The organism is Ralstonia edaphi (assembly GCF_958350185.1).
GTDB lineage: Bacteria > Pseudomonadota > Gammaproteobacteria > Burkholderiales > Burkholderiaceae > Ralstonia > Ralstonia edaphi.
On the sequence record NZ_CATWHI010000002.1, the window covers coordinates 406,005 to 430,455 of the forward strand.

Sequence of the window (24,451 nt, forward strand, 5' to 3'; positions counted from 1 at the left end):
CGTAAAGCTGAGGCCGATCAGCGCTTGCTGGCGTAGTGCGCCAGCATCTGCTCCAGATTGGCCTTGCTGTCTGCCCGAACCTTCTGCACGTTCGGGTTCTCGGCCATCTTGGCCAGGTAAGGCTTGACGCCCTCCACCTGCGCCAGCAGATCTTCACCGTAGATGATCTTGGTGGCCTGGCTGACCAGCGGGAAGTGCACGATGGCCGCGCAGTCCGCAATGGTGAACGTGTCGCCCGCGACGTAAGGCGAGAACTTGAACAGCTTGGCCGCCGCCGGGATGTTCTTCTGCAGCTGCTCGCGCGTCTTCGCTTTCAGGTTGTCGCTGATCTTGCCGCCGAAGAACGCCTCGGGAAACAGCTGGCGCGCCACCAGTTCCAGATGCAGCTCCAGGAAGGTCACCACCTCCCGCACCTTGGCCGCCCGGAACGGATCGGCCGGAATCAGCGGATGTTCCGGATACCGCGCTTCCAGATAGTCGACAATGACCTGCGATTCGCACATCCCACCGTCCTCGCCCACCAGATACGGCACCTTGTGCAGCGGCGAGATTTCGCCGTCGGTCTGGTCCGGCCAGCGCAGTGATTCTTCAAAAGGGATGCCCTTTTCCAGCAGGGCGAGCTTGACCTTGTTGTAGTAGTTGCTCGCAGAAAAGCCGTAAAGCGTCAGCATGAACCCGTCTCCTTGGTAATTTGGCCGCCCGTTATGGTCGGTGCGGATGCCAGAAATCGCACGCTCGTGCTATTTTAGCCAGACTTCTTTCGATCGCAGCGGATTTCATATGCAGACTATCGGGATTGTGGGCACGGGCGCCATGGGGCGCGGCATTGCGCAGATCGCGGCCCAGGCAGGTTTGCGCGTCAAACTGTTCGACGCCAACCCGCAAGCCGTGGAAGCGGCGCGCACTGCACTGGCCGATACGCTCGCCAAGTTGGCCGCCAAGGGCAAGATGACGGCGGAGGAAGCCGACGCCACCGTCGCGCGGCTCGTCCCTGCAGGCGCGCTCACCGATCTGGCGGACTGCGATCTCGTGGTCGAGGCCATCGTCGAGAAGCTCGACGTCAAGCGCGACCTCTTCCGCCAGCTCGAAGACATTGTCCGCGCGGATGCGATCCTGGCGTCGAATACCTCATCGCTATCGATCACCGCGATTGCCGCCACATGCAAGCACCCGGAACGCGTTGCTGGCTTTCACTTCTTCAACCCGGTGCCGCTGATGAAGGTGGTCGAAGTCATCGACGGCCTGCGCAGCGCGCCCGCCACCGGCGACGCCCTGGCTGCACTGGCCAAGCGCATGGGGCACACCGCCGTGCGCTGCATCGACATGCCGGGCTTCATCGTCAACCACGCCGGTCGCGGCATGAACACCGAAGGGCTGCGCGTGGCGCAGGAAAGTGTGGCGGCCTATGCGGACATCGACGCCATCATGCGCGAGCAGGCCGGTTTCCGCATGGGGCCGTTCGAGTTGATGGACCTCACGGGGCTGGACGTTTCGCACCCGGTGATGGAATCGGTCTACCGTCAGTTTTATGACGAGCCGCGCTATCGTCCGTCGCAGATCACGGCGGTGCGCTTTGCCGGCGGCATTCTGGGTCGCAAGACGGGCGAAGGTTTCTACCGCTATCCGGAGGGACAGAAGCAGGTGCCGGCTGAAGCGCCCGCCCCGTCTGCGTGCCCGTCTTCGGTGTGGATCAGCCGCGCACATGACGCCGGCCACGCCGCAGCGCAGCGCCTGTTGCTCGATCTGGGCATCACGCCCGAAGGCGGTTCCAAACCGTCCGCCGATGCATTGATCATCGTCACGCCGCGCGGGCTGGACGCGACAGCCTGCGTGGCCGCCGAGGGACTCGACGCACGCCGCACCGTCGCGCTCGACACGCTCTATCCGTTTGCCGCCACCAAGCGCCGCACGCTGATGACCACGCCCGCCACCGACACGGCCTACCGCGATGCCGCCCACGGCTTGCTGGCCTGCGACGGCGTGCCCGTCACGGTGATCCGCGATTCGGGTGGCTTTGTGGCGCAGCGCATCGTCGCGTGCATCGTCAACATCGCGTGCGACATCGCCCAGCAGCGCATTGCCACGCCTACCGACATCGACCTCGCTGTCACGCTGGGGCTCGGTTATCCCAAAGGGCCGCTGGCACTCGGCGATACGCTCGGCACGCACGCCATCCTTGAAGTCCTGCAGAACCTCTACGTGCTCTACGGCGATCCGCGTTATCGCCCGAGCCCGTGGCTGCTGCGCCGTGCCCGTCTCGGCATGTCGCTGCTCACGCCCGATGCCTGATGCCTGATACGCCTGACGCCTGATTGCCGCTTACCCTGACGAGGCCGCCATGACCGCGCAATTGCTCTCCAAACGCATCGGCTCGACGCTGGTGCTGACGCTGTCCAACCCTGACGCGCGCAACGCGCTGGACCCGGTGATGTACACCGCGTCGATGGAAGCGCTGGACCGCGCCGCCAACGACAACGAGATCCGCGCCATCATCTTCACGGGCGACGGCAATGCCTTCTGTGCGGGCGGCAATCTGAACCGCCTGCTGGAAAACCGAAGCAAGCCGAGGAGCGTGCAGGAAGACGGCATCGACGCGCTGAACCACTGGATCGAGACGATCCGCACGTTTCCCAAACCCGTGATTGCGGCGGTGGAAGGCCCAGCGGCCGGCGCAGGTTTCTCGCTGGTGCTGGCGTGCGACTTTGCGATTGCCGCGTCGGACGCGAAGTTCGTGATGGCGTATGTGAACGTCGCGCTCACCCCGGACGGCGGCGGCTCGTGGCACATCGCGCGCTTCCTGCCGCGCCCGCTGGCGAGCGAAATCATCATGCTCGGCAAGCCTGTCAGCGCGGAGCGGCTCGCGCACTTCGGCCTCATCAATGAGGTGGTCAAACCCGGCGAGGCGCTGGACCAGGCGCTGGCACTGGCGGAAAAACTCGCTGCGCAATCGCCGCACGCGGTGGGCCGCATCAAGGGCCTGATCGCGCACGCCGAAGACGCCTCACTGCACGATCACCTCAAGGCCGAGCAGCACAGCTTTGTCGAAGCGCTGCATCACGCCGATGGCAACGAAGGCATCTCCGCCTTCCTGCAAAAGCGCAAACCCCAATACCGCTAATTTCCGGCTCGCATGGTTCCCTTCCCGACACCCAACCGCCGACGCGTCTACCTGATGCGTCATGGCGCGGTGACGTACTTCGACGAAACCGGCCGGCCCGTTCCGTCGCCCGAAGCCGTGCCGCTCAACGAACTCGGCCGCAGCCAGACCACCGCCGCCGGCAAGGTCTTCGCGGCCGAGAACATCATCTTCGACCGCGTCATCGTCAGCGGCCTGCCGCGCACCGTAGAAACCGCGCAGCGCGTGCTGGCCGAGATGCCGGCGATGCAGGAACGCGGCATCGCGCTTGAGCACTGGCCCGAGCTGCAGGAAATCCGCGGCGGCAAGCTGGCGGAAATTCCCGAGCACGAACTCGCGCAAGCCTTCATCGGCGCGTTTGAAGGCACGGTGTCCGAAGACCGGCGCTTCCTCAACGGAGAAAGCATCGGCGAATTTCTTGACCGCGTGATTCCGGCCATCGCCCGGCTGCGCGCGCAAACGGACTGGGACACCGTGCTGCTCGTGCTGCATGGCGGCACCAACCGCGCGATCCTCTCGCATGCCATCACCGGCGGCGAGCGCGTGTTCTTCGGCAGCCTCGCGCAGACCGCCGGCTGCATCAACGTGCTCGATGTTGGCGAGGCCCCGACCGACTGGGTGCTGCGCATGAGCAATTTTTCGGCGCCCTCGCCCGCGCATGTCGGCTCGCGCCTGACGACGATGGAAGTACTGCTGCAGCAGTACCTTCGCCATCGTCAACCGACCTGAACTTTCCTCGATACACAACAAGATTCGGAGACACACCCATGGCACAAACGGACCAGCAGGATTTCTCGGCCTTTGAGGGCACGCGCCCGGTAGCAGATCAGCAGAAGTTCGACATCGGCGCGCTGGAAGCGTGGATGCGCGAGCAGGTTGAAGGCTTTGCCGGCCCGCTCACGGTTGAACAGTTCAAGGGCGGCCAGTCGAACCCGACGTTCAAGCTGATCACGCCGTCGCGCACGTACGTGATGCGCGCCAAGCCCGGGCCGAAGGCGAAGCTGCTGCCGTCCGCGCACGCGATCGAACGCGAATATCGCGTGATGGATGCTCTCGCCAAGACCGACGTGCCCGTCGCGAAGATGTATGCGCTGTGCGAAGACGAAGCCGTGATCGGCCGCGCCTTCTACATCATGGAGTTCGTGCAGGGCCGCGTGCTGTGGGATCAAGCCCTGCCCGGCATGGCGCCCGCCGAGCGCACCGCAATCTATGACGAGATGAACCGCGTCATCTCTGCGTTGCACACGGTGGACTACGCCGCCATCGGCCTGACCGATTACGGCAAACCCGGCAACTATTTCGCGCGTCAGATCGAGCGCTGGAGCAAGCAGTACAAGCTGTCGGAAACCGAGTCGATTCCGGCCATGGACAACCTGATCGAATGGCTGCCCAAGCACGTGCCGCAGGAAGCCGAGGAAATCACCAGCATCGTTCACGGCGACTACCGGCTCGACAACCTGATCTTCCACCCGACCGAACCGCGCGTGCTCGCCATCCTGGATTGGGAGCTGTCGACGCTCGGCCACCCGCTTGCCGATTTCAGCTACCACTGCATGAGCTGGCACATTGAGCCGGGCCAGTTCCGCGGCGTCGCCGGCCTGGACTTCGCCGCGTTGGGCATCCCAACAGAAGCCGAGTACATCCGCCAATACGAAGAACGCACCGGCCGCCGCATCACGGGCGACTGGAACTTCTACCTCGCCTACAACATGTTCCGCATTGCCGGCATCCTGCAGGGGATCATGAAGCGCGTGGTGGATGGCACGGCGTCGTCGGCGCAGGCGATGGAAGCGGGCAAGCGCGCCCGCCCGATGGCCGAACTGGGCTGGAAGTACGCGCAGCAGGCCGGCGCATGATGTTGCGCCTCACTCCGTAGCCGGCTTCTCATACTCGCGCGCCGCTTCCAGCGGACCGGACAGCGGCGCCTCCAGCTCCAGCACCACCCCGCCCGGCAACTGCACGAAGATCTGTGCGGCAGGCCGCGCGGGGTGTTTTCTGACCTGGTGCGGCACGCCGCTCTGACGCACGGCGGCCAGCACATCGGCGGCATCCTTCCCGGTGCGGAACGCGATATGCGAAAACACCAACTCCGGCGTATCACCTTCCTGCGTCACGAGATGGACCAGCGCATCGTCGTTCTGGTACAGCCATGTGCCGGGAAACGGAAACACCGGGCGCGGCCCCGGTTTCCAGCCCAGCACATCAGCGAAGAATTTCAGGATGGGTGCCTCTCCTGCCACGTGAAAGTTCACGTGGTCGAAGGTCCAATCGCTGTCAGTCGTCATAGCAAACCGCCTCCTTCAATGTCGATGATGGCGCCGGTCATGAAGCCGTTTGTCATGGCCAGCAGATAGCCTTGCGCGAGGTCTTCCGGCGTGCCGACACGGCCGACCGGCAAGCCACTGCCGATGCGCGCGCATGGCCTGCCGATCGGCCGGCGCGCCCCACACTTCCGTATCCACCACGCCGGGGCTGATCACGTTGACGCGGCGCGGTGCGAGTTCCTTCGCCAGGTTCTTGGCGGCGGCTTCCACTGCAGCATTGATCGAGCCACGCAGCAGCCCGGTTGCCGTCGCCTTGCGCGAGAGCAGGCCCGAGGTGAGCGTAATCGATGCGCGTTCTGTCAGATACGGCAACGCAGCTTGCACCGCCATCAGTGCCGCAAACAACTTGGTGCCGAAGGCCTGCTCAAGATCGGCACGCTGCAACGAAGCAAACGGCGGCGGGCTCGTGCGCGAGCCGATGGTGATGACAAGGTGATCGATCTTGCCGCTGGGCGACAACTCGGCTGCCTGCGCCAACGCGCTGCCCAGCGACGCCGTATCGTTCGCGTCGACGGCAATGCCGTGCGTGCCGTCCGTCGCTTTGGCCGAGCGCCCCAGCACCGTCACGCGCGCGCCCTCGGCTGCCGCCGCGCGTGCCACCGCCTGGCCAATACCGGCCGTACCGCCCAACACCACCACGGACTGGTCCTGCAAGGTCTTCGAAGTCATGCCAATGCTCCTTTGAGAAGAAAAAGAAAAAACCGTCAATCGACTGGGGCCATTCTTTCATCAAACAAAAGCAAGATAATCTGGCTATGCTTTGATGATTCTCCAAATCTGCTTTGACAATGATCGCCCTCGACGACCTCCGCCTGCTGGTGCGCATTGCCGACGCCGGCAACCTTTCCGCCGCCGCGCGTCAGCTCGGCTGGCTGCCCGCCACCGCCAGCGCCGCACTCAAGCGCGTGGAAACCGAACTCGGCGCCCGCCTGTTCGAGCGCACCACGCGCAGCATGCGTCCGACCGAAGCCGGCCAGCGTTATCTGGGGTATGCAAGACAGGCGCTGGAAGCGCTGGACGAAGGCGCCGAAAGCCTGGGGCAGGATCGCACCGAGCTGTCCGGCCCCATCCGCATTGCGGCCACATCCGACCTGGGGCGGCACATCCTGCGCCCGTGGCTCGATGCCTTCTGCGACGAGCATCCCGGCGTGCGGATCACGCTGGTGCTCGGCGACCGGCTGGCCGACCTGATGCGAGAAGACCTCGACTTCGCGCTGCGCTATGGGCATCTGCAGGATTCGGCGCTGGTGCGGCGGCCGCTTGCGTCGCATCCGCGTGTGATCGTGGGCGCGCCGTCGTATTTCAAGCAGCACGGCCGGCCTGCCCACCCGAGCGACCTCGCCGACCACCGCTGCCTCATCCTCCTGCGCAACGGCGAGCCCGTCACCCGCTGGCAACTCACGCACGCCAGCGGCCCCGCCCCGATCGACGTGCGCGGCGATTTCCAATGCGACGACGGCGCCGTGGTGCGCGACTGGGCGATCGCCGGCCGCGGCCTGGCCTTCAAGTCGTGGCTGGATGTCGCGCAAGACGTCAGCGCGGGCCGGCTGGAGGTGGCCTTGCCGGCATGGAGCCATGCCCCCACGCCGCTACAGCTCGTGGCCCTGGCGCGCCGCCATCGGCCCGCGCGGCTGACGGCATGTGCAGACTTCCTCGCCGCCCGCTTTGCGGAGTTCAGCGCGCGTTACCCGTTCCCGGCTGCAAAGACGGCAAAGGCGGCAACGGCATCGCCCAAACCCGCCAAAGCCAAGTCGGCCGTCACCGCGAATACGTAGACGTTCTTATTGGTTGTTGCGGCGGCGGACCACCCACCAGGCCACGATGCACGTAAACGCCGCCACCAGCCCCACCATCAGCCAGAAGCCGTGATGGTTGTCGGCCAGCGGCACGCCACCCACATTCATGCCGAAAAGCCCTGCGACGATGTTGATCGGCAGGGCCAGCACGGTCACCAGCGTCAGCGTGAACAGCGTCCTGTTGTTCTGCTCGTCCAGGCGCGCAATCACCTCTTCCTGCAGCAGCTTGATGCGCTCGATCAATCCGCTCATGTCGCGCAAGACGACGGAGAACTCCTCGGTCGATTCGCGTAATTGCTGCACATCTTCCGGATGCAGCCACGCCGGCGGCCGGGCCAGCAGGCGAAAGACCGAACCGGGCTCCGGTGCCAGCATGCGCTGCAGACGCACCAGCACGCGACGGGTGCCCGCAAGCTCCTGCCGCCCGGAGGTGATCTTTGACGCAAGGAAACGGTCTTCGATGCGGTCGATGTCGATGCCGGTGGTGCGGACGATCTGCGTCATCAGGTCGGCCTGATCGCACATCAAATGCCCCAGCAGGTCCGCTGGCGAGCGAAACGTCTCGCCGCTGCGCACGCACTCGCGCAAGCGGTCGACCGAATGCAATGGCTTGCGGCGCAACGTCACCAGCAGGCGCCGGTGTGCGTATACCCACTGCGTCGCCACCTGCGTGGGCGTGCGCTCGAAATCGAAGATCACATCATTGAAGACAGCGACGAGCGCACCGTCCTGCTGCTCGATGCGCGTGGAGTGCGCCTCCTCGCCCAGCAACTCGAGAAACGATTCGGGCAGATCAAGATGGCCCTGCAGCCACCGCATGCAGCCCGCGCGCGACAGGTTGAAATGCAGCCAGATGAACGCGTCGTCGGCATCCTCGTTCTCTGCACGCTGGAGCGCATCCGCAATCTCGGACGAATCCAGCGCCACGCCGGGCTTGCCCGGTTCGAAGCGAAAGCCGCAGATGAAACCGGTGTTGTCAGATTGGAAACTGATCGCGGACGCAGTCGCAGTCATACATCGGAAGAAGAGACGGTTTACCGGGAGCGCAGGCGCTGGACAGTGGCACACCGAATGCCATCAATCTGTCATAAACCGGCGTGGTTACGCCATTTGCGCCGCGCAGCCCCGATGATTGCGTCCGCCCTAGCGTTCGTCAACGCCCGTCTGCGAATGACGCCACGGCGTCGTCCAGGGCCACCTCCGCCATCGCGGCGAATACGTGATCGCGCAGCCAGCGGCTGGCCGCATCCTGGTCGCTGTTGGTGTGCCAGTACAGATACAGCTCCAGCGGCTGCACGTTGAACGGCAGCGGCAGCATCACGTTGCCATACGGCTCGTTGGCGATGCGCGCATAGCGGATCGGCAACGTGGCGAGCAGATCCGTGCAGCTCACCACGCGGCAGGCGGCCGGGTAATGCTGGCAACGCAGCCGCACGCGCCGCTCGTGCCCCAGGCGGCGCAACTCCACGTCTTCCAGCCCGGCGCCACGGCGCCGCGACGACACATGCACGTGCTCGCACGCGAGGTAGCGCTCCAGCGTCAGCGGTTCGTTGGCGATGGGGTGGCCGGGGCGCGCCAGCACCACCATCGGGTCGGTCAATAGCGGCGCATGGCGGATGGCCGGAGATGCCGGCACCAGGATGTCCGCCGCCGCGTCGATGGTGCCGGCCAGCAGTTCGGTTTCGAGCTGGCGGCGGTCTCCGCGCACGGTGGTCACGTCGATGCGCGGCGCCTCCTTGGCGATGGCGGCCATGAGCGGCGGCAGCAACGTCGCTTCCAGCGCATCGCGCATCGACAGCGTGAAGCGGCGCTCACTCGTGGCGGGGTCGAAGCGCGTGCCCTCACGCAGGGTGCGCTCAAAGCCCTGCAGCGCTGTGCGGACTTCGGCGATCAGCGTGCGCGCCAGCGGCGTCGGCACCATGCCCTGCCCGCGCCGTTCGAACAGCGGGTCGTCAAACAACTCGCGCAGCCGCCCCAGGGCGTGGCTCACCGCCGGCTGCGTCAGGTTGAGCGTGCGGGCGGCCGCCGTAATCCCGCCTTCCGTATAGATGGCGTCGAAAACGACAAACAGGTTCAAATCGACGCGCGATATATGCATGACATTGATGGACCGCAATCTACGAAATTCATTTCTCTTATTGTAGGCGAAGGCTTATTCTGCGGACACCACTTGTGAGTTGCGCCGCGCGCCATGACCACAACCCCTCATCTCGCCGTACCGACGGGCTTTGAACTGCTGAACAAGCCGAGCCCCTTCCTGACGATGCTGGGGCCGGTGTATGCCAAGGGGATGGGCGCGTCGATGGTGATGGGTTTCCACGTACAGCATCACCACCTGAATCGGCGCGGCATCCTGCATGGCGGCGTGGTGGCATCGCTGGCCGATGCGGCGCTCGGTTACTGCCTGGCCGAACCCGGCGAAGGCACCGGCGGCGCGCTGGCCATGTCGACCGCCAGCCTGACGGTGGATTTCATCGCCTCTGCCGGAGAAGGCGACTGGATCGAGATCACCCCGGAGGGATTGCGCACGGGCAGCAAGCTGGCCTTTGCGCAGGCCCTCTTCCATCGCGGCGACCGGTTGATTGCGCGCGCGAGTGCCGTATTTGCCGTGCTCGGCGGACGTGTTTGACGCATGGCCGAGCCCGTCTGTCTGAACTGAGTTGATGGTTGCCCGTTCGAGGCGCTTGTTCGATGTACTGAGGAGACACCATGAATTTCGATTACACGCCCAAGGTCAAGGAAATGCAGGCACGCCTGCTTGAATTCTTTGACCAGCACATCTACCCGAACGAGCACCGCTTCCACGAAGAAGTCGAAGCCAACCGCCGTGCCGGCAACGCGTGGATTCCCACCAAGGTCATCGAAGAGCTGAAGCCGCTGGCGCGCAAGGCCGGGCTGTGGAACCTGTTCCTGCCGCGTTCGCCGCGCGCGCCCGAAGGGCTGTCGAACCTCGAATACGCACCGCTGTGCGAAATCATGGGCCGCGTGCCCTGGGCGCCGGAAGTGTTCAACTGCTCCGCGCCCGACACCGGCAACATGGAAACGCTGGAGCGCTACGCGTCCGAAGAACTGAAAGACCGCTGGCTGGAGCCGCTGCTGCGCGGCGAGATCCGCTCCGCCTTCCTGATGACCGAGCCGGCCGTGGCCTCGTCGGACGCCACCAACATCGAATGCCGCATCGAGCGCCAAGGCGACGAGTACGTCATCAACGGCCGCAAGTGGTGGTCGTCGGGCGCCGGCGACCCGCGTTGCGCCGTCTACATCGTCATGGGCAAGACCAACCCCGATGCCGGCCGCCACGAGCAGCAATCGATGATCGTGGTGCCGGCCAACGCGCCGGGCATCACCGTCATGCGCCCGCTGAGCGTGTTCGGTTACGACGATGCGCCGCACGGCCACATGGAAGTCGATCTCAAAGACGTGCGCGTGCCGGTGGGCAACATCCTGCTGGGTGAAGGCCGCGGTTTCGAGATCGCGCAGGGCCGCCTCGGCCCGGGCCGCATCCACCACTGCATGCGCAGCATCGGCGTGGCCGAGCGTGCGCTGGAGCTGATGTGCAAGCGCTTGAGTTCGCGCATCGCGTTCGGCAAGGCCATCGCGCAGCACAGCGTCTGGCACGAGCGCATTGCCGAAGCCCGCTGCATGATCGAACAGGCCCGCCTGCTGACGCTCAAGGCCGCGTACATGATGGACACCGTCGGCAACAAGGTCGCCAAGGCCGAGATCGCGATGATCAAGGTTGTGGCCCCGAACATCGCCTGCCAGATCGTCGACTGGGCGATCCAGGCACACGGCGGCGGCGGCGTGTCGGGCGACTTCCCGCTGGCGTCGGCTTACGCGCACCAACGCACGCTGCGCCTGGCCGACGGCCCGGACGAAGTGCATCGCGCGGCCATCGCCAAACTGGAACTGGCCAAGCATCTGCACCTGAAGGATGTTGTCGACATGCCGGTCACCCGCGGCTCCTGATCTGCGGCGCGGCCGTACCGTTCACTCCTTAACCCCGCCTTGAGCGGGGATTTTTTTGCCTCTGCCCGGCGTCTGCGCGTTTTTCGGTTCTGTGCTGGAATGGAACACTTTGCAGGCTGCTGGTGGCCTGCACTTCTCTTCCCGGCCAGAAGCCAAGGAGCCACTCGATGATCGACGTCTATAGCTGGGCCACGCCCAACGGCCACAAAGTGCACATCATGCTGGAGGAATGCGGGCTGCCTTACCGCGTTCACGGCATCAACATCGGCGCCGGCGACCAGTTCAAACCCGACTTCCTCAAGATCAGCCCCAACAACAAGATCCCGGCGATCGTCGATCAGGATGGCCCGGACGGCAAACCGATCTCGCTGTTCGAATCGGGCGCGATCCTGCTGTACCTCGCGGGCAAGACGGGCAAGTTCCTGCCCGACGATGTGCGGGGCAAATACGAAGTGCTGCAGTGGCTGATGTTCCAGATGGGCGGCGTCGGCCCGATGCTCGGCCAGGCACACCACTTCCGCATCTACGCGCCCGAGAAGATCGAGTACGCGGTCAATCGGTATACGAACGAAGCCAAGCGGCTGTATGGCGTGATCGACAAGCGCTTGTCGGAATCCAAATACTTGGGCGGGCCGGAGTATTCCATCGCCGATATTGCGACGTGGCCGTGGCTGCGGAGCTGGAAGAACCAGGGGATCGAGCTGTCGGATTACCCGAAGCTGCAGCGGTGGTTTGAGGCCATTGAAGAACGCCCGGCCGTGCAGCGCGCGGTGAAGGTGCTGGCCCAGGAACGGCCTGCGGTGCAGGACGACAAGGCGAAGGAGATTTTGTTTGGGGCTACGCAGTATCAGCGGCGTTGATTCGGCGTTTTCCTTTGCTGGAGGGGCTGCCTTGTTTGGCGGCCTTTTTTGTTTTTGTGGTCGGGTTGGGGGTGGGCTTTTGTTTTGTCCTCTGCGAGGCCGGCTCTTGTGGTGCATCTCTATTTCTCCCCCTGCCGGGGGCGACTCACTTTCTTTGTCTTGCCAAAGAAAGTAAGCAAAGAAAGGCGCGCCCGAGATGGCGAAAGACTCCTTGAATTTCTGTAACCGGGCGGGGAAGGAGGCAAACTCGCTTCGCTCAAACAGGCCTCCTTCCTTTATCCGCCCGCTTACAGAAATTCAAGGCGCCATCTAGGGCAGGAACGTCAACGGCCAAACCGACGGTGTGCTGGCCTGGGTGGCACTGTTTTACTGCTGGTGTTGCTCGCTTTGCTTCGCGTTGTGTTGGTGGCTCCTGCTGCACGGGTGATCGATGGTTTGGCCTTTCCCTGCCCTATGCGGCGCCTTGAATTTCTGTTGCAAGGAGGAAAAAGAGGGGAGGCCTGTCTGAGCGCAGCGAGTTTGCCTCCCCTCCCTCCTTGCGACATAAATTCAAGGAGTCTTTCGCCGCATCGGGCGCGCCTTTCTTTGCTTACTTTCTTTGGCAAGACAAAGAAAGTGAGTCGCCCCCGGCAGGGGGTGAAATAGAGATGCACCACAAGAGCCCGCCCCCGCAGGAGAACAACCGCAATAACCAAACCAAAATACCCTAGCCCCCCACCAACATCCCCTGCCTCTCAATAAACCGAATCACCTCATCCAACCCACCCTGCGCCCGCAGATTGCACATCACGAACGGCCGATCGCCGCGCATCTTGCGCGTGTCGCTCTCCATCACCTCCAGCGACGCCCCGACATACGGCGCCAGGTCCGTCTTGTTGATGATGAGCAGGTCCGACTTGGTGATGCCCGGGCCGCCCTTGCGCGGGATTTTCTCGCCGCCCGCCACGTCGATCACATAGATGGTCAAGTCCGACAGCTCGGGGCTGAACGTCGCCGCGAGGTTGTCCCCGCCCGACTCAATGAAGACGACGTCCGCATCCGGAAACTTGGAAAGCATGCGATCCACCGCTTCGAGGTTGATCGACGCATCTTCACGGATGGCCGTGTGCGGGCAGCCGCCGGTCTCGACGCCCATGATGCGTTCAGCGGGCAGCGCGCCGGAGATGGTCAGCAGGCGCTGATCTTCCTTCGTATAGATGTCGTTGGTGATCGCCACGAGGTCGTAGCGCTCGCGCATGGCCTTGCAGAGCATTTCGAGCAGCGTGGTCTTGCCGGAGCCCACCGGGCCGCCCACGCCAACGCGCAGGGCAGGAAGTTTCTTGGTTCGCATGTTGATCAGGTTCAGGATCGAAAGAGTCGTGAGTATTGCGTTTCATGCCGGGCAGACAACACGCCCAGCCCGGGCGAAAACGTAGACAGTTCAGGCGGATGACAAGCCGCACGCCTCGTAGCCTCTTCCACCGCACGCCCCACCGCTGCGTGCAGGCCAAAGAGAATCCGTTGCCCTGCAGCCTGCCCGAGCGGCACGGCCTTCACTGCCGCCGCCATCTGGTTTTCCACCCAGGCAAAGCAGTACGCCGTCACGCCGTCGCGCGGGTCAACATTCAGTGCGGCAGCGGCGGCGGCAAAGGCGGTCGGAAACGTCACTGAAGCGCGCGCGGCCAATGCGCTGCGCAGTGCGTCATCGCCCCATTCCATCTGCTGGATGAGTCGACTGAGCGACCAGCCCATCTGCGACGTTTCGAGCCGCAGCTCGCGTGTCTCGCGGGTGGCAAGGAACCAGGCATCGCGCTCGGCCACGGCATCGAAGCGGTCGGCCTGCCAGTCGGCAAACTGCAGCAGCCACAACGGCGCCTCGCAGGCGGCCAGCACGTCGAGCCCCTCGGCAATCCACGCCGCAGCCGACGCTTCATCGGTCACGTGCCGCACGTCCACCGCCGCCTCCAGGCCCTGCGAATAGCTGAAAGCGCCCACCGGCAGCGCCGGGGACGCGAGATGCAGCAAGGCGGTGAGCTGCGCCGCGTTAGTCATGGTGATGATGGTGATGGCCGCAGCCGGGGCCATGCACATGGCCGTGGCCGTGGTCGTGATCATGACCGTGCGCGTGACCATGCTCGTGGCCGTGGTCATGCGCGTGACTGTGGCCATGATCGCGCCCGTGATGCTCGTGGTACAGCGCCTGCGCGGCCGCGTAGTCCTCCTCGAACGTCGCATCGTGGCCGTGACGATGGCCGCCGCCATAGGCGCCCGCCTCGGGCTCGAACGGCGCTTCCACATGCGCGACGGTCACGCCGAGGCGGACCAGCATGTCTTCAAGCACGGGATCGGCCTCGAGCTGCAGCGCATCGGCGCTGACCTGCACGGGCGTGTGGCGATTGCCGAGGTGGTAGGCAGCGCGCATCAGTGCGAGACGGTTGTCGCTGCTCACGCGCAGGACCTGTTCCGGGGCGGCCTGCACTTCCACCAGCGTGCCGTCTTCAGCGACCAGCACATCGCCGCCGCGCATGACGGTGCCGCGCGGCAGCACGACGGCCACTTCACGGCCATCGTCGAGGGTGGCGCGCAGGCGGCTGCGGCTGCGCTCCAGGAATGGCAGCACCAGCTTGGGCGCGCGCTTGACCAGCACGGAGGCCAGGCCATGTGGCGCGGAGAGGTGTTTGTTGATGGAAAGCATTTTTACGACCTGATTCGTCATCCAACTATGAAGCTCGAAGTTCTGAACTCCACGCGCTGAGTTCTGAACTCCAAGCATCGAGTTCTGAACTGCAAGCACCGGGTTCGGAACCCCGAGCATGGAGTTCTGAACCCCAAATGTCCGGTTCGGAACCTCAAACGTTGAGTTCGGAACCTCAAACGTTGAGTTCGGAACCTCAAGCGTCGAGTTCTGAACTCCAAGCGTTGAGTTCAGAGACCCCACGCGTCGGGTTCGGAACTTCAAGCGTTGAGTTCAGAGACCCCACGCGTCGGGTTCGGAACTTCACGTGTCGAGTTCTGATCTCCAAACGCTGAGTTCTGATCTTCAAGCGTGGAGTTTTGATCTCGGTGCGGCAGCGCATCCCTTGTTTCACCCCCTGCCGGGGGCGACTCACTTTCTTTGTCTTGCCAAAGAAAGTAAGCAAAGAAAGGCGCGCCCGAGATGGCGAACCATCCCTTGAATTTTCGTAACCGGGCGGAGACGGGAAAAACTCGCTTCGCTCAGACAGTTTCCCGTCTTGTTTCCGCCCGCTTACGAAAATTCAAGGCGCCATCTAGGGCAGGGGTAAAGCACACAATCTTCTGCCCGTGCACTACTCCGTCGTGTACGTTCAGAACCGTCGCACGCGCTGGCTCTTGCACTCGCACTCGCACTCGCACTCGCACTCGCACTCGCACTCGCACTCGCACTCGCACTCGCACTCGCACTCGCACTCGCACTCGCACTCATCGAGTCCCGGCGCTCACCCCAGTTCCCCGCCGGTGTGGCCGTTGACGTTCCTGCCCTAGATGGCGCCTTGAATTTCTGTAAGCGGGCGGATAAAGGAAGGAGGCCTGTCTGAGCGCAGCGAGTTTGCCTCCTTCCCCGCCCGGTTACAGAAATTCAAGGAAGGGGTCGCCATCTCGGGCGCGCCTTTCTTTTGCCTACTTTTCTTTGGCAAGACAAAGAAAAGTAGGTCGTGCCCGGCAGGGTACGAAACAGGGATGAACCACAAAAGCCCATCCCAAGCCGAAACCTAAAACAGGAAATACCTCTGCGCCATCGGCAACACCTCCGCCGGCTCACAAGTCAACACCGTCCCATCCGCCACCACCTGATACGTCTCCGGATCAACAGAAATATCCGGCCGCCAGTCGTTATGAATCATGTCCGCCTTGCTCACAGTGCGCGTACCCTTGACCACCGCCGTGGTCTTGGCCAACCCATACTGCTCCGCCACGCCGGCAGCAGCAGCGGACTGCGACAGGAACGTCAATGAAGTGCGCCCCAGCGCCCCACCCGCCGACCCAAACATTGGCCGATAGTGCACCGGTTGCGGCGTCGGGATCGACGCATTCGCATCGCCCATCGCCGCAGAGGCGATCATCCCGCCCTTCAGGATCAGGCTCGGTTTCACGCCAAAGAACGCCGGCTTCCACAGCACGAGGTCTGCCCATTTGCCGGCTTCAACCGAACCGACTTCATGTGCGATGCCGTGCGTGAGCGCGGGGTTGATCGTGTACTTCGCCACATAGCGCTTCACGCGGAAGTTGTCATGCCCGCCGCGCGCATCGTTCGGGTCGCCGGCCAGCTTGCCGCGCTGCACCTTCATCTTGTGTGCGGTCTGCCACGTACGCAACACGACTTCGCCGACGCGGCCCATGGCTTGCGAATCGCTGGAGATCATCGAGAACGCGCCCAGGTCATGCAGGATGTCTTCAGCGGCAATCGTCTCGCGGCGGATGCGGCTTTCGGCAAAAGCGATGTCTTCGGCGATGGACGCATCGAGGTGATGGCACACCATCAGCATGTCGAGGTGCTCGTCCAGCGTGTTGACGGTGAAGGGCCGCGTCGGGTTGGTCGACGACGGCAGCACGTTCGATTCACCGCACACGCGGATGATGTCGGGCGCGTGCCCACCGCCCGCGCCTTCGGTGTGATACGTGTGGATCGTGCGGCCCTTGAATGCGGCGACCGTGGCTTCGACAAAGCCCGATTCGTTCAACGTATCGGTGTGGATGGCGACCTGCGTGTCGGTGTCGTCGGCCACGCCAAGGCAGCAATCAATGGCGGCGGGTGTGGAGCCCCAGTCTTCGTGCAGCTTCAGGCCGATGGCGCCCGCGTCGATCTGCTCGCGCAGCGCGCCCGGCAGGCTGCCGTTGCCCTTGCCCAGGAAGCCGATGTTCATCGGATACGCATCAGCGGCCTGCAGCATGCGCTGCATGTACCACGGTCCCGGCGTGCAAGTGGTGGCGTAGGTGCCGGTGGCGGGGCCGGTGCCGCCGCCGATCATCGTCGTCACGCCGCTGTTCAGCGCTTCGTCGATCTGCTGCGGGCAGATGAAGTGGATGTGCGAGTCGACGCCGCCGGCTGTGACGATCATGCCCTCGCCCGCGATGATCTCCGTGCCGGGGCCGATGACGATCGTCACGCCGGGCTGGATGTCCGGATTGCCCGCCTTGCCGATCGCCGAGATGCGGCCGTGCTTCAGGCCAATGTCAGCCTTGACGATGCCCCAGTGGTCGATGATCAGCGCGTTGGTGATGACCGTGTCGGCACAATCTTTCGACTCGCGCTGGCTCTGGCCCATGCCGTCGCGGATGACCTTGCCGCCGCCGAATTTCACTTCCTCGCCGTAGAGGGTGAAGTCGCGTTCGACTTCGACGATGAGGTCGGTGTCAGCCAGACGGACGCGGTCGCCCGTGGTGGGGCCGAACATTTCCGCATACGCGCGGCGATTGATCTTCAATGTCATGTCCGTGTCTCGCTCAAAGCTTGCCCATCACGCGGCCGGCAAAGCCGTAGACCACGCGGTCACCGGCCAGCGCCACGAGTTCGACCGTGCGCTCCTGCCCCGGCTCGAAGCGCACGGCGGTGCCGGCGGCGATGTTCAGCCGATAGCCGCGCGCGGCTTCGCGGTCAAAGCGCAGCGCGTCATTCACTTCATAGAAGTGGTAGTGCGAGCCGATCTGCACGGGGCGATCACCGGTGTTGGCCACCGTGACCGTCAACGTGGCACGGCCTGCGTTGAGTTCGAGATCGCCGTCTTGCGGCAGGAGTTCTCCGGGGATCATGTCGCGCCCCGTCAGACAGCCGCCGCCAGCAGGCCGGCACCGTACAGCGCCACGCCCACACCCGACAGACGCGCCAGCCATGCCACACGCGGCTTCAGCGCAAAGCCCGCGCCGATGCCGGCGGTGTGCAGCAGCGCCGTCGCCACGGCAAAGCCGCCGACGAAATACGGGAACATGGCCTGCGCCCCTGCGGGGAATTCCGTGCCGTGCGCATAGCCGTGGAACAGCGCGAACGCGCCGCACAGCAGTGCACCGCCCCACGTCGGCAATTGCGCGCGTGCGGCAATCAGCAGGCCGAATACCAGCAGCGATGCGGCAATCATCGGCTCGGCCATCGGCACCGCCACACCGCCTGCGCCGAGCAGCGCGCCCAGGATCATCAACGCGACAAAGGCGACGGGCGCCCACAGCGCATCGCGCACCGAGCGCGAGGCCAGTGCACTCCACACGCCCACGGCCACCATCGCCAGCAGGTGGTCTGCGCCCGTGAGCGGATGCAGGAACCCGGCGAGCAGGCTGCCCTCGGCGGTGTGGTCCGGGTGCCCAGGGTGGGCAAACGCGATGGAGGCGCCGAACGTAAGCGCAATGGCCGCTGCGGGCCGGACGAAGCGAGACAGGGTAGGCGTCATGGCAGGACTCGTAGTGGTGAGTGGCGTGCGGACTTCAAACTTGAAAATTCAAAATTCAAACGATCGGGTGGTGGACGGTGACAAGCTTGGTGCCGTCCGGAAACGTGGCTTCGACCTGGATGTCGGGAATCATCTCGGCCACGCCGTCCATCACGTCATTGCGGGTGAGAAGCGTGGTGCCGTAGTGCATCAGGTCGGCCACCGTCTTGCCGTCGCGTGCGCCTTCCATGATGGCGGCGCTGATGAAGGCGACGGCTTCCGGGTAGTTGAGCTTGAGGCCGCGGCCCTTGCGGCGCTCGGCCAGCAAGGCGGCGGTGAAGATCAGCAGCTTGTCTTTTTCGCGCGGGGTCAGTTCCACGAGGGGCTCTCTTCGGTGAGGGTCAATTCAGTTGAGTTCAGATCGGGCGATGCGAGGTCAGGTCGCCATCATGTGGCCGTCATGTCGCAGTCATGTAGACCAGAGGCGCAGCGGACGGCCTACCACGCCATGCATCGGTTCGCGCAGCGCCAGCCACGTCTGTGACAGCAACGCGCGCACATCTTCGGGCCGGCGTGCGAGCACGCGCAGCAACAAAACGTTTGGCAGGCCGGGCGCATCTTGCGTGAGGCACGTGACGCCCGCGCGCAGGTCGTCGTTGTACGGCAGGCGCTCGGCCATCGATTCGGCAAGGGCTTCGGTGGCGCCCTCGCCCACGGCCCACAGCGTGCCGACGACATGGAAGCCGGCCATGCCCGTCGTCGCATTCAGCACGGGCGATTGCGCGTCGAACGCGGCAGACTCGATCCACAGCGGCTGACCGTTGCAACGCAAGGCGGTGCGCATGGCGATGCGGCCTTCGGCCCAGGATTCGCCGGCGGCGTGGCGGCCGAGCATGGTGGTGTCCCAGCCGATGGCGGTAGCGCCGGGCGCCAGGTCCAGCGTCAGGTCGATGATCGGGCACGCCTGGTTGAAAACGATGTTCTCTTGCGGCAGCCAGTCGAGCCGCGCCCCCGCCTCCGCCCGGATGGCAACGCGCTGCGTGGCCGTGCGGCCGAGCGACTTGTACCACTTGGTGGCGCCGGGCGTGGTCAGCACAGCATGCGCGTCGGCACCGACTTCGATGTCGATATCGAGCACATCGCCGCCGGCAATGCCTGCGGGTGGATGCAGCATGACGGCATGGCAGACGCCCTCGCCTTCCGGATACAGCGCCTTCTGCACCCGCAGCGGCCCCTGATGCCGGCACGTGGCCAGCACAGTGCGCTCACCGCGCCGTGCAAACGCCAGGTGCAGCGAGGCCTCCCAGGATGCAAATGCGGTGGCCTGCGGCGGAACAGGAAAGTCGGGATGGCGCATCGGTCATGCAAACGGGAGGGTTGCCCCATGAAACGCGGCTGCGCGCTTCATGCCGGGCCCCGCCCTAAGCAAACGGAAAGGTTTTCCATCATAGCCAGATGCCGCCCATTTGGCACCCGACTTTTTCACACGACTCCTGTGCGTCAAACCGCCACCAGATCGCGCACGCCATCGGCCTCCATGTTCGCGCCGTCGCCCTGGGCGATGACCTCGCCGCGGCTCATGACGACGTAGCGGTCGGCAATGCTGCGGGCAAAGTCGTAGTACTGCTCGACCAGCAGCACCGACATGCCGAACTCATCGACAAGGCGCCGCAGCGTGCGGCCGATCTCCTGGATGATCGACGGCTGGATGCCTTCGGTCGGCTCGTCCAGGATCAGCAGGCGCGGCTCGCTCATCAGCGCGCGGCCGATGGCAAGTTGCTGCTGCTGGCCGCCGGACAGATCGCCGCCGCGACGGCCCCTCATCTCCTTGAGCACCGGAAACAGCTCGTAGATGGAATCGGGCACCTTGGAAGGCGCGCGCTTGGCGGCCGCACCAATCAGCAGGTTCTCTTCCACCGTCAGCCGCGGAAAGATCTCGCGCCCCTGCGGCACATAAGCGAGGCCCTGCGAGACACGCTCGTATGCAGGCAGCTTCTGGATGGTGCGCCCCTCCCAATCGATCGCGCCGCTGGCGGTGGGCACCACGCCCATCAGGCATTTGAGCAGCGTCGTCTTGCCAACGCCGTTACGGCCAAGCAGCGTGGTCAGCTTGCCCGTCGGGACGTCAAAGCTGACGTTGCGCAGGATGTGGCTGCCGCCGTAGAACTGGTTCAGTTGTTGGACCTGCAACATCGCGTTCTTTCCTTTTGCCTCGAGAAGGCTCTGAAAAACGTAGCGAGCGGTCCGATGTTGGCCCGAGAAGCGCAGCCGTACACGGGTACGGCGAGCATCACAGGGGCAAGATCGGGACGCGCAGTAGTTTTGCGGAGCCTTCTAACGCCCCAGATAGGATTCGATCACTCGCTCATCACGCTTGACGGCGTCGAGGGTGCCTTCGGCCAGGACGCTGCCTTCGGCCAGCACGGTCACGCGCCCTTCCGCCCCTGCCAGCGCGGCGACAAATTCCATGTCGTGCTCGACGACCATGATCGAGCACGTGCCGCGCAGGCCGTTGAGCAACGTTGCGAGCTGCATCGTCTCTTCATCCGTCATGCCGGCAACAGGCTCATCCAGCAGCAGCAGCTGCGGCTGCTGCATCAGCAGCATGCCGATCTCCAGCCGCTGCTTCTGCCCGTGCGAGAGCAGTCCGGCGGGCCGATAGGCCTCCGCTTCCAGGTGGATGCGGCCGAGCGTTTCTTCGATGCGCCGCCGGCCGTCGTTCAGCAGCCGCGCGCGCAGCGAGACCCACCAGCGCTTGTCGGCCTTCATCGCCAGTTCCAGGTTTTCCCACACGGTGTGCTGCTCGAACACGGTCGGCTTCTGGAACTTGCGGCCGATGCCGATCTGCGCGATGCGCGGTTCGGTCAGGCGCAGCAGGTCAATGGTCTGACCGAGGAAGACACGGCCGGTCACATCAGCATTGCGCGGCCCCGTCTTGCCGGTAATCACGTCCATCATCGTGGTCTTGCCCGCGCCGTTGGGGCCGATGATGCAGCGCAGCTCGCCGTGGTCGATCGACAGCGTGAGCGCGTTCAGCGCACGAAAGCCGCCGAAGCGCACGGTCACGTCTTCGAGATACAGGATGGCGCCATGCGAGACGTCGATGGTGTCCGGCTCGACCAGGTGGCCCATGCCGGTGGCGGTGCCCGTCTCTGCGCGGTCGGGAAGTTCGGTGAACGTGCTCATGCGTGGTCTCCGGTGACGGTCGCAGTTTCATGCGCCTTGGCTTGCGCAGGCGCGCGCTTTTTCATGCGCAGCTTGCCCAGCAGCCCCAGCACGCCGTTCGGCAGATACAGCGTGACCAGCACGAAGATCGCGCCGAGCACGAACAGCCAGTACTCCGGCACCCATGCGGTGAGCAACGTCTTGGCGCCGTTGACGAGGAACGCGCCGATGATCGGGCCGATCAACGTGCCGCGCCCGCCCACGGCGACCCACACGGCCATCTCGATGGAGTTGCCCGGCGACATCTCGCCCGGGTTGATGATGCCGACCTGCGGCACGTAGAGCGCGCCCGCGATGCCGCACAGCACGGCCGAAAACGTCCACACGAACAGCTTGTAGCCGAGCGGGTTGTAGCCGGAGAACATCACGCGCGCTTCGGCATCGCGAATGGCGGTGACCACGCGGCCGAACTTGGACGTGACGATGGCGCGGCAGGCGATGAACGCCAGCACGAGCGCCACGAACGTCGCTACAAACAGCACGGTGCGCGTCGCCAGCGCCGAGATCGGGAAGCCCAGGATGCGTTTGAAATCCGTAAAGCCGTTGTTGCCGCCAAAGCCCGTCTCGTTACGGAAGAACAGCAGCATGGCCGCATACGTCATCGCCTGCGTGATGATCGACAGGTAGACGCCTTTGACGCGCGAGCGGAAGGCAAAGAAACCGAACAGCCACGCCAGCACGCCAGGCACCAGAATCACCAGCAGCATGGCCCAGGCGAAATGCTCGGTGCCGTGCCAGAACCACGGCAGCTCCTTCCAGTCGAGGAAGACCATGAAGTCCGGCAGATCGCTCTTGTACACGCCTTCGCGGCCGATGGAGCGCATCAGGTACATGCCCATGCCATAGCCGCCGAGCGCGAAGAACAGCCCGTGCCCGAGGCTCAGGATGCCGCAATAGCCCCACACCAGATCGAGCGCCAGCGCCGCGAGCGCGTAGCACATGATCTTGCCGATGAGCGTGAGCGCATACGCCGACAGATGCAGCGGGCTGCCCTCCGGCACGAGCAGCGCGCACACCGGCGCGCCAATGCACACGATGAGCGACACGAGCACCAGCGCAGACCACCCGCGCCGTGACAGCAGCGGCATGCGCGCCGGAATATCGAGAGAGAACTTGGTCGTCGTCATATCAGGCCTCGGCGCTGCGGCCCTTGAGGGCGAACAGGCCCTGCGGACGCTTCTGGATGAACAGCACGATCAGCACCAGCACGATGATCTTTGCCAGCACCGCGCCGTAGAACGGCTCGATGAATTTGTTGATAAGGCCCAGCCCGAACGCACCGATGATCGTGCCGGCCAGCTGCCCCACCCCGCCCAGCACCACGGCCATGAACGAATCGATGATGTAGCTCTGGCCGAGGTCCGGCCCGACGTTGCCGATCTGCGAGAGTGCGCAGCCGCCCAGGCCGGCAATACCGGCGCCGAATGCAAACGCGTAGCTGTCGACCTTCCACGTGCGCACGCCGACGCAGGCCGCCATCGTGCGGTTCTGCGTGGTGGCCCGCACGAACAGGCCCAGGCGTGTGCGGTTGAGCACCGCCCACGCAATCGCCACCACAGCCAGCGCAAACAGCAGGATGACGAGCCGGTTGTAAGGCAGTACGAGGCCCGGATACAGCGCAATGCCGCCGCTCATCCAGCTCGGGTTCGCCACCTCCACGTTCTGCGCACCAAAGATCGAGCGCACGGCCTGCATCAGCAGCAGGCTGATCCCGAACGTGGCGAGCAGCGTTTCGAGCGGACGGCCATACAGGTGACGCAGCACCAGCCGCTCCAGCGCAAAGCCGACGACGGCCGCCGCCAGGAACGCAGCAGGCAGCGCCGCGGGCAGATACCAGTCGAACGCGTTCGGAAAGTAGTTGCGGAAAATCGTCTGCACCACGTAGGTGGCGTACGCACCGATCATCAGGAATTCACCGTGCGCCATGTTGATGACGCCGATGAGCCCGTAGGTGATGGCCAGCCCAAGCGCCGCCAGCAGCAGCACCGAACCGAGGCTCAGCCCGGCAAACAGGTTGCCCACCAGCTCGGCCTTGCGTTGCTGCGCGGCGAGGCCGTCGAGCGCCTGTTGGGCCGCGGCGCGCAGTTCATCGTCGGCGCCGCTGTCCTTGGCAAGCAACGGGGCGATGCGCTGGCGCGTCTGCGGGTTGGTGTCGCCCGCAAGCAGCTTCAGCGCTTCGAGCTTCTCGGCATGCGTGCCGTCATCGAGCGCCAGATTGGCCCACAGCAGGTGCAGCTTGCTGCGCAGCTCCGGATCGGTCTCATGCTTGCGTGCGGCGTCGACAATGGGGCGCGACGCCGTCTCGGGATGCGCAAGCAGCGTATCGACGGCCTGTGCGCGCACGGCACGATCGGGCGATTGCAGCACGAAGCCGCTCGCCGCGCTGTCCACTTGCGCACGCAGAGCATTGTTCAGTGTGAGGGATTGCAGATCGTCGGCCTTGACGGTGACGGGTTGGCCAGTGATCGCGTCCAGATACTTCTCGCCGTCCTGACGCACCATGCCGGCGGCGGGCGCGAAGAACAGCGCGTCATTCTGCAAGGCTTGCAGGATCGGCCCGGCTTGTTCGGCGGGCGCAGCGGTCAGCGCGTTGAGCGCCTTGACCTTGGCATCGAAGTCGTCTTCGGCCAGCGGCTTGAGATCGGCCTGGGTCAGGGGTTGTCCGGCAGCCCACGCAGAACCTTGGGGCGTCGCAGCCAGACAGAAAGCGCACAGCAGTGCAGCAAGGGAATGAAACAACCAGCGGGACAAGCGCATCATGGCAATCCGATGCGTGGCGGCCGGT

At 64.6% G+C, this 24,451-nt stretch carries 25 protein-coding genes; 8 read left to right on the top strand and 17 right to left on the bottom strand.

Annotated features, from left to right (window positions below; translation table 11 throughout):
- Positions 1-17: 17 nt before the first annotated feature.
- Positions 18-671: a glutathione S-transferase gene (locus R2669_RS07050; RefSeq protein WP_316889504.1), complete on the bottom strand. Its 654-nt coding sequence runs from the start codon at positions 669-671 to the stop codon at positions 18-20.
- 46 nt (positions 672-717) lie between these two features.
- Between R2669_RS07050 and R2669_RS07055 the strand changes: the two genes are divergently transcribed.
- Genes R2669_RS07055 through R2669_RS07070 form a run of 4 tightly spaced genes read left to right on the top strand, consistent with a single transcriptional unit; the run spans position 718 to position 4,992 of the window.
- Positions 718-2,289, top strand: a complete 1,572-nt coding sequence (locus tag R2669_RS07055; protein ID WP_316899391.1) for a 3-hydroxyacyl-CoA dehydrogenase — start codon at positions 718-720, stop codon at positions 2,287-2,289.
- 49 nt (positions 2,290-2,338) lie between these two features.
- Entirely contained in the window at positions 2,339-3,118 is a 780-nt protein-coding gene (locus R2669_RS07060; RefSeq protein ID WP_004636494.1) for an oxepin-CoA hydrolase, alternative type, read from the top strand.
- A 12-nt stretch (positions 3,119-3,130) separates the two neighbouring features.
- Positions 3,131-3,865 carry a histidine phosphatase family protein gene (locus R2669_RS07065; RefSeq protein ID WP_147218857.1) on the top strand — a complete coding sequence of 245 codons (735 nt, stop codon included), beginning with the start codon at positions 3,131-3,133 and terminating at the stop codon, positions 3,863-3,865.
- A gap of 38 nt (positions 3,866-3,903) precedes the next feature.
- Entirely contained in the window at positions 3,904-4,992 is a 1,089-nt protein-coding gene (locus tag R2669_RS07070; RefSeq protein WP_316899393.1) for a phosphotransferase, read from the top strand.
- Positions 4,993-5,001: 9 nt separating this feature from the next.
- Here the strand turns inward: R2669_RS07070 and R2669_RS07075 are convergent, their stop codons facing one another.
- Both R2669_RS07075 and R2669_RS07080 read right to left on the bottom strand, forming a co-directional pair.
- Complete coding sequence (locus R2669_RS07075; RefSeq protein ID WP_316899395.1) at positions 5,002-5,421, bottom strand: VOC family protein; 420 nt, start codon at positions 5,419-5,421, stop codon at positions 5,002-5,004.
- Between the two features lie 15 nt (positions 5,422-5,436).
- The gene (locus R2669_RS07080) at positions 5,437-6,129 is read right to left on the bottom strand and encodes an SDR family oxidoreductase (RefSeq protein WP_316899397.1); all 693 of its coding nucleotides are present in this window, start codon (positions 6,127-6,129) and stop codon (positions 5,437-5,439) included.
- A 119-nt stretch (positions 6,130-6,248) separates the two neighbouring features.
- On the opposite strand from R2669_RS07080, the gene R2669_RS07085 reads away from it, so the two are divergent.
- Positions 6,249-7,235 (top strand): LysR family transcriptional regulator, encoded by a 987-nt coding sequence (locus R2669_RS07085; RefSeq protein WP_147218861.1) that lies wholly within the window; start codon positions 6,249-6,251, stop codon positions 7,233-7,235.
- A 6-nt stretch (positions 7,236-7,241) separates the two neighbouring features.
- Here R2669_RS07085 and R2669_RS07090 read toward each other — a convergent pair whose 3' ends face one another.
- Together R2669_RS07090 and R2669_RS07095 are read right to left on the bottom strand one after the other, a co-directional pair.
- Positions 7,242-8,270 (bottom strand): transporter, encoded by a 1,029-nt coding sequence (locus R2669_RS07090; RefSeq protein WP_147218863.1) that lies wholly within the window; start codon positions 8,268-8,270, stop codon positions 7,242-7,244.
- Positions 8,271-8,409: 139 nt separating this feature from the next.
- Positions 8,410-9,354, bottom strand: a complete 945-nt coding sequence (locus R2669_RS07095) for a LysR family transcriptional regulator (protein WP_316873319.1) — start codon at positions 9,352-9,354, stop codon at positions 8,410-8,412.
- A gap of 93 nt (positions 9,355-9,447) precedes the next feature.
- Here R2669_RS07095 and R2669_RS07100 point away from each other — a divergent pair, with 93 nt between their 5' ends.
- The 3 genes from R2669_RS07100 to R2669_RS07110 all read left to right on the top strand — a co-directional run bounded on the left by R2669_RS07100 (position 9,448) and on the right by R2669_RS07110 (position 12,085).
- Positions 9,448-9,885: a PaaI family thioesterase gene (locus R2669_RS07100; protein WP_147218867.1), complete on the top strand. Its 438-nt coding sequence runs from the start codon at positions 9,448-9,450 to the stop codon at positions 9,883-9,885.
- Positions 9,886-9,965: 80 nt separating this feature from the next.
- Positions 9,966-11,225, top strand: a complete 1,260-nt coding sequence (locus tag R2669_RS07105; RefSeq protein ID WP_253537615.1) for an acyl-CoA dehydrogenase family protein — start codon at positions 9,966-9,968, stop codon at positions 11,223-11,225.
- Between the two features lie 167 nt (positions 11,226-11,392).
- Complete coding sequence (locus R2669_RS07110) at positions 11,393-12,085, top strand: glutathione binding-like protein (RefSeq protein WP_316899400.1); 693 nt, start codon at positions 11,393-11,395, stop codon at positions 12,083-12,085.
- A 706-nt stretch (positions 12,086-12,791) separates the two neighbouring features.
- Here the strand turns inward: R2669_RS07110 and ureG are convergent.
- From ureG to urtB, 12 genes are all read right to left on the bottom strand, one after another.
- Positions 12,792-13,415, bottom strand: a complete 624-nt coding sequence (gene ureG / locus R2669_RS07115; RefSeq protein WP_063391395.1) for an urease accessory protein UreG — start codon at positions 13,413-13,415, stop codon at positions 12,792-12,794.
- Between the two features lie 11 nt (positions 13,416-13,426).
- A complete protein-coding gene (locus tag R2669_RS07120; protein ID WP_316899970.1) occupies positions 13,427-14,116 on the bottom strand; it encodes an urease accessory protein UreF in 690 nt (229 codons plus the stop codon).
- A complete protein-coding gene (gene ureE, locus R2669_RS07125; RefSeq protein ID WP_316899402.1) occupies positions 14,109-14,759 on the bottom strand; it encodes an urease accessory protein UreE in 651 nt (216 codons plus the stop codon). The genes R2669_RS07120 and ureE overlap by 8 nt, the downstream gene beginning before the upstream one ends.
- A 1,036-nt stretch (positions 14,760-15,795) precedes the next feature.
- Complete coding sequence (gene ureC / locus R2669_RS07130) at positions 15,796-17,514, bottom strand: urease subunit alpha (RefSeq protein WP_316899404.1); 1,719 nt, start codon at positions 17,512-17,514, stop codon at positions 15,796-15,798.
- Between the two features lie 13 nt (positions 17,515-17,527).
- Positions 17,528-17,833, bottom strand: coding sequence for an urease subunit beta (locus R2669_RS07135; protein WP_063391398.1), 306 nt, complete (start codon positions 17,831-17,833; stop codon positions 17,528-17,530).
- Positions 17,834-17,844: 11 nt separating this feature from the next.
- Positions 17,845-18,462 (bottom strand): HupE/UreJ family protein, encoded by a 618-nt coding sequence (locus tag R2669_RS07140; protein WP_316899405.1) that lies wholly within the window; start codon positions 18,460-18,462, stop codon positions 17,845-17,847.
- A gap of 55 nt (positions 18,463-18,517) precedes the next feature.
- Positions 18,518-18,820, bottom strand: coding sequence for an urease subunit gamma (locus tag R2669_RS07145; RefSeq protein WP_004630759.1), 303 nt, complete (start codon positions 18,818-18,820; stop codon positions 18,518-18,520).
- Positions 18,821-18,910: 90 nt separating this feature from the next.
- On the bottom strand, positions 18,911-19,798 hold the full coding sequence (locus tag R2669_RS07150) for an urease accessory protein UreD (protein WP_316899407.1): 888 nt from the start codon (positions 19,796-19,798) through the stop codon (positions 18,911-18,913).
- 143 nt (positions 19,799-19,941) lie between these two features.
- Entirely contained in the window at positions 19,942-20,634 is a 693-nt protein-coding gene (urtE, locus tag R2669_RS07155; RefSeq protein ID WP_316899408.1) for an urea ABC transporter ATP-binding subunit UrtE, read from the bottom strand.
- A 141-nt stretch (positions 20,635-20,775) separates the two neighbouring features.
- Positions 20,776-21,627 (bottom strand): urea ABC transporter ATP-binding protein UrtD, encoded by an 852-nt coding sequence (urtD, locus tag R2669_RS07160; RefSeq protein ID WP_316899410.1) that lies wholly within the window; start codon positions 21,625-21,627, stop codon positions 20,776-20,778.
- On the bottom strand, positions 21,624-22,793 hold the full coding sequence (gene urtC, locus R2669_RS07165; RefSeq protein ID WP_316899412.1) for an urea ABC transporter permease subunit UrtC: 1,170 nt from the start codon (positions 22,791-22,793) through the stop codon (positions 21,624-21,626). The genes urtD and urtC overlap by 4 nt, the downstream gene beginning before the upstream one ends.
- Before the next feature lies 1 nt (position 22,794).
- A complete protein-coding gene (urtB, locus tag R2669_RS07170) occupies positions 22,795-24,426 on the bottom strand; it encodes an urea ABC transporter permease subunit UrtB (protein WP_316899414.1) in 1,632 nt (543 codons plus the stop codon).
- Positions 24,427-24,451: the final 25 nt, after the last annotated feature.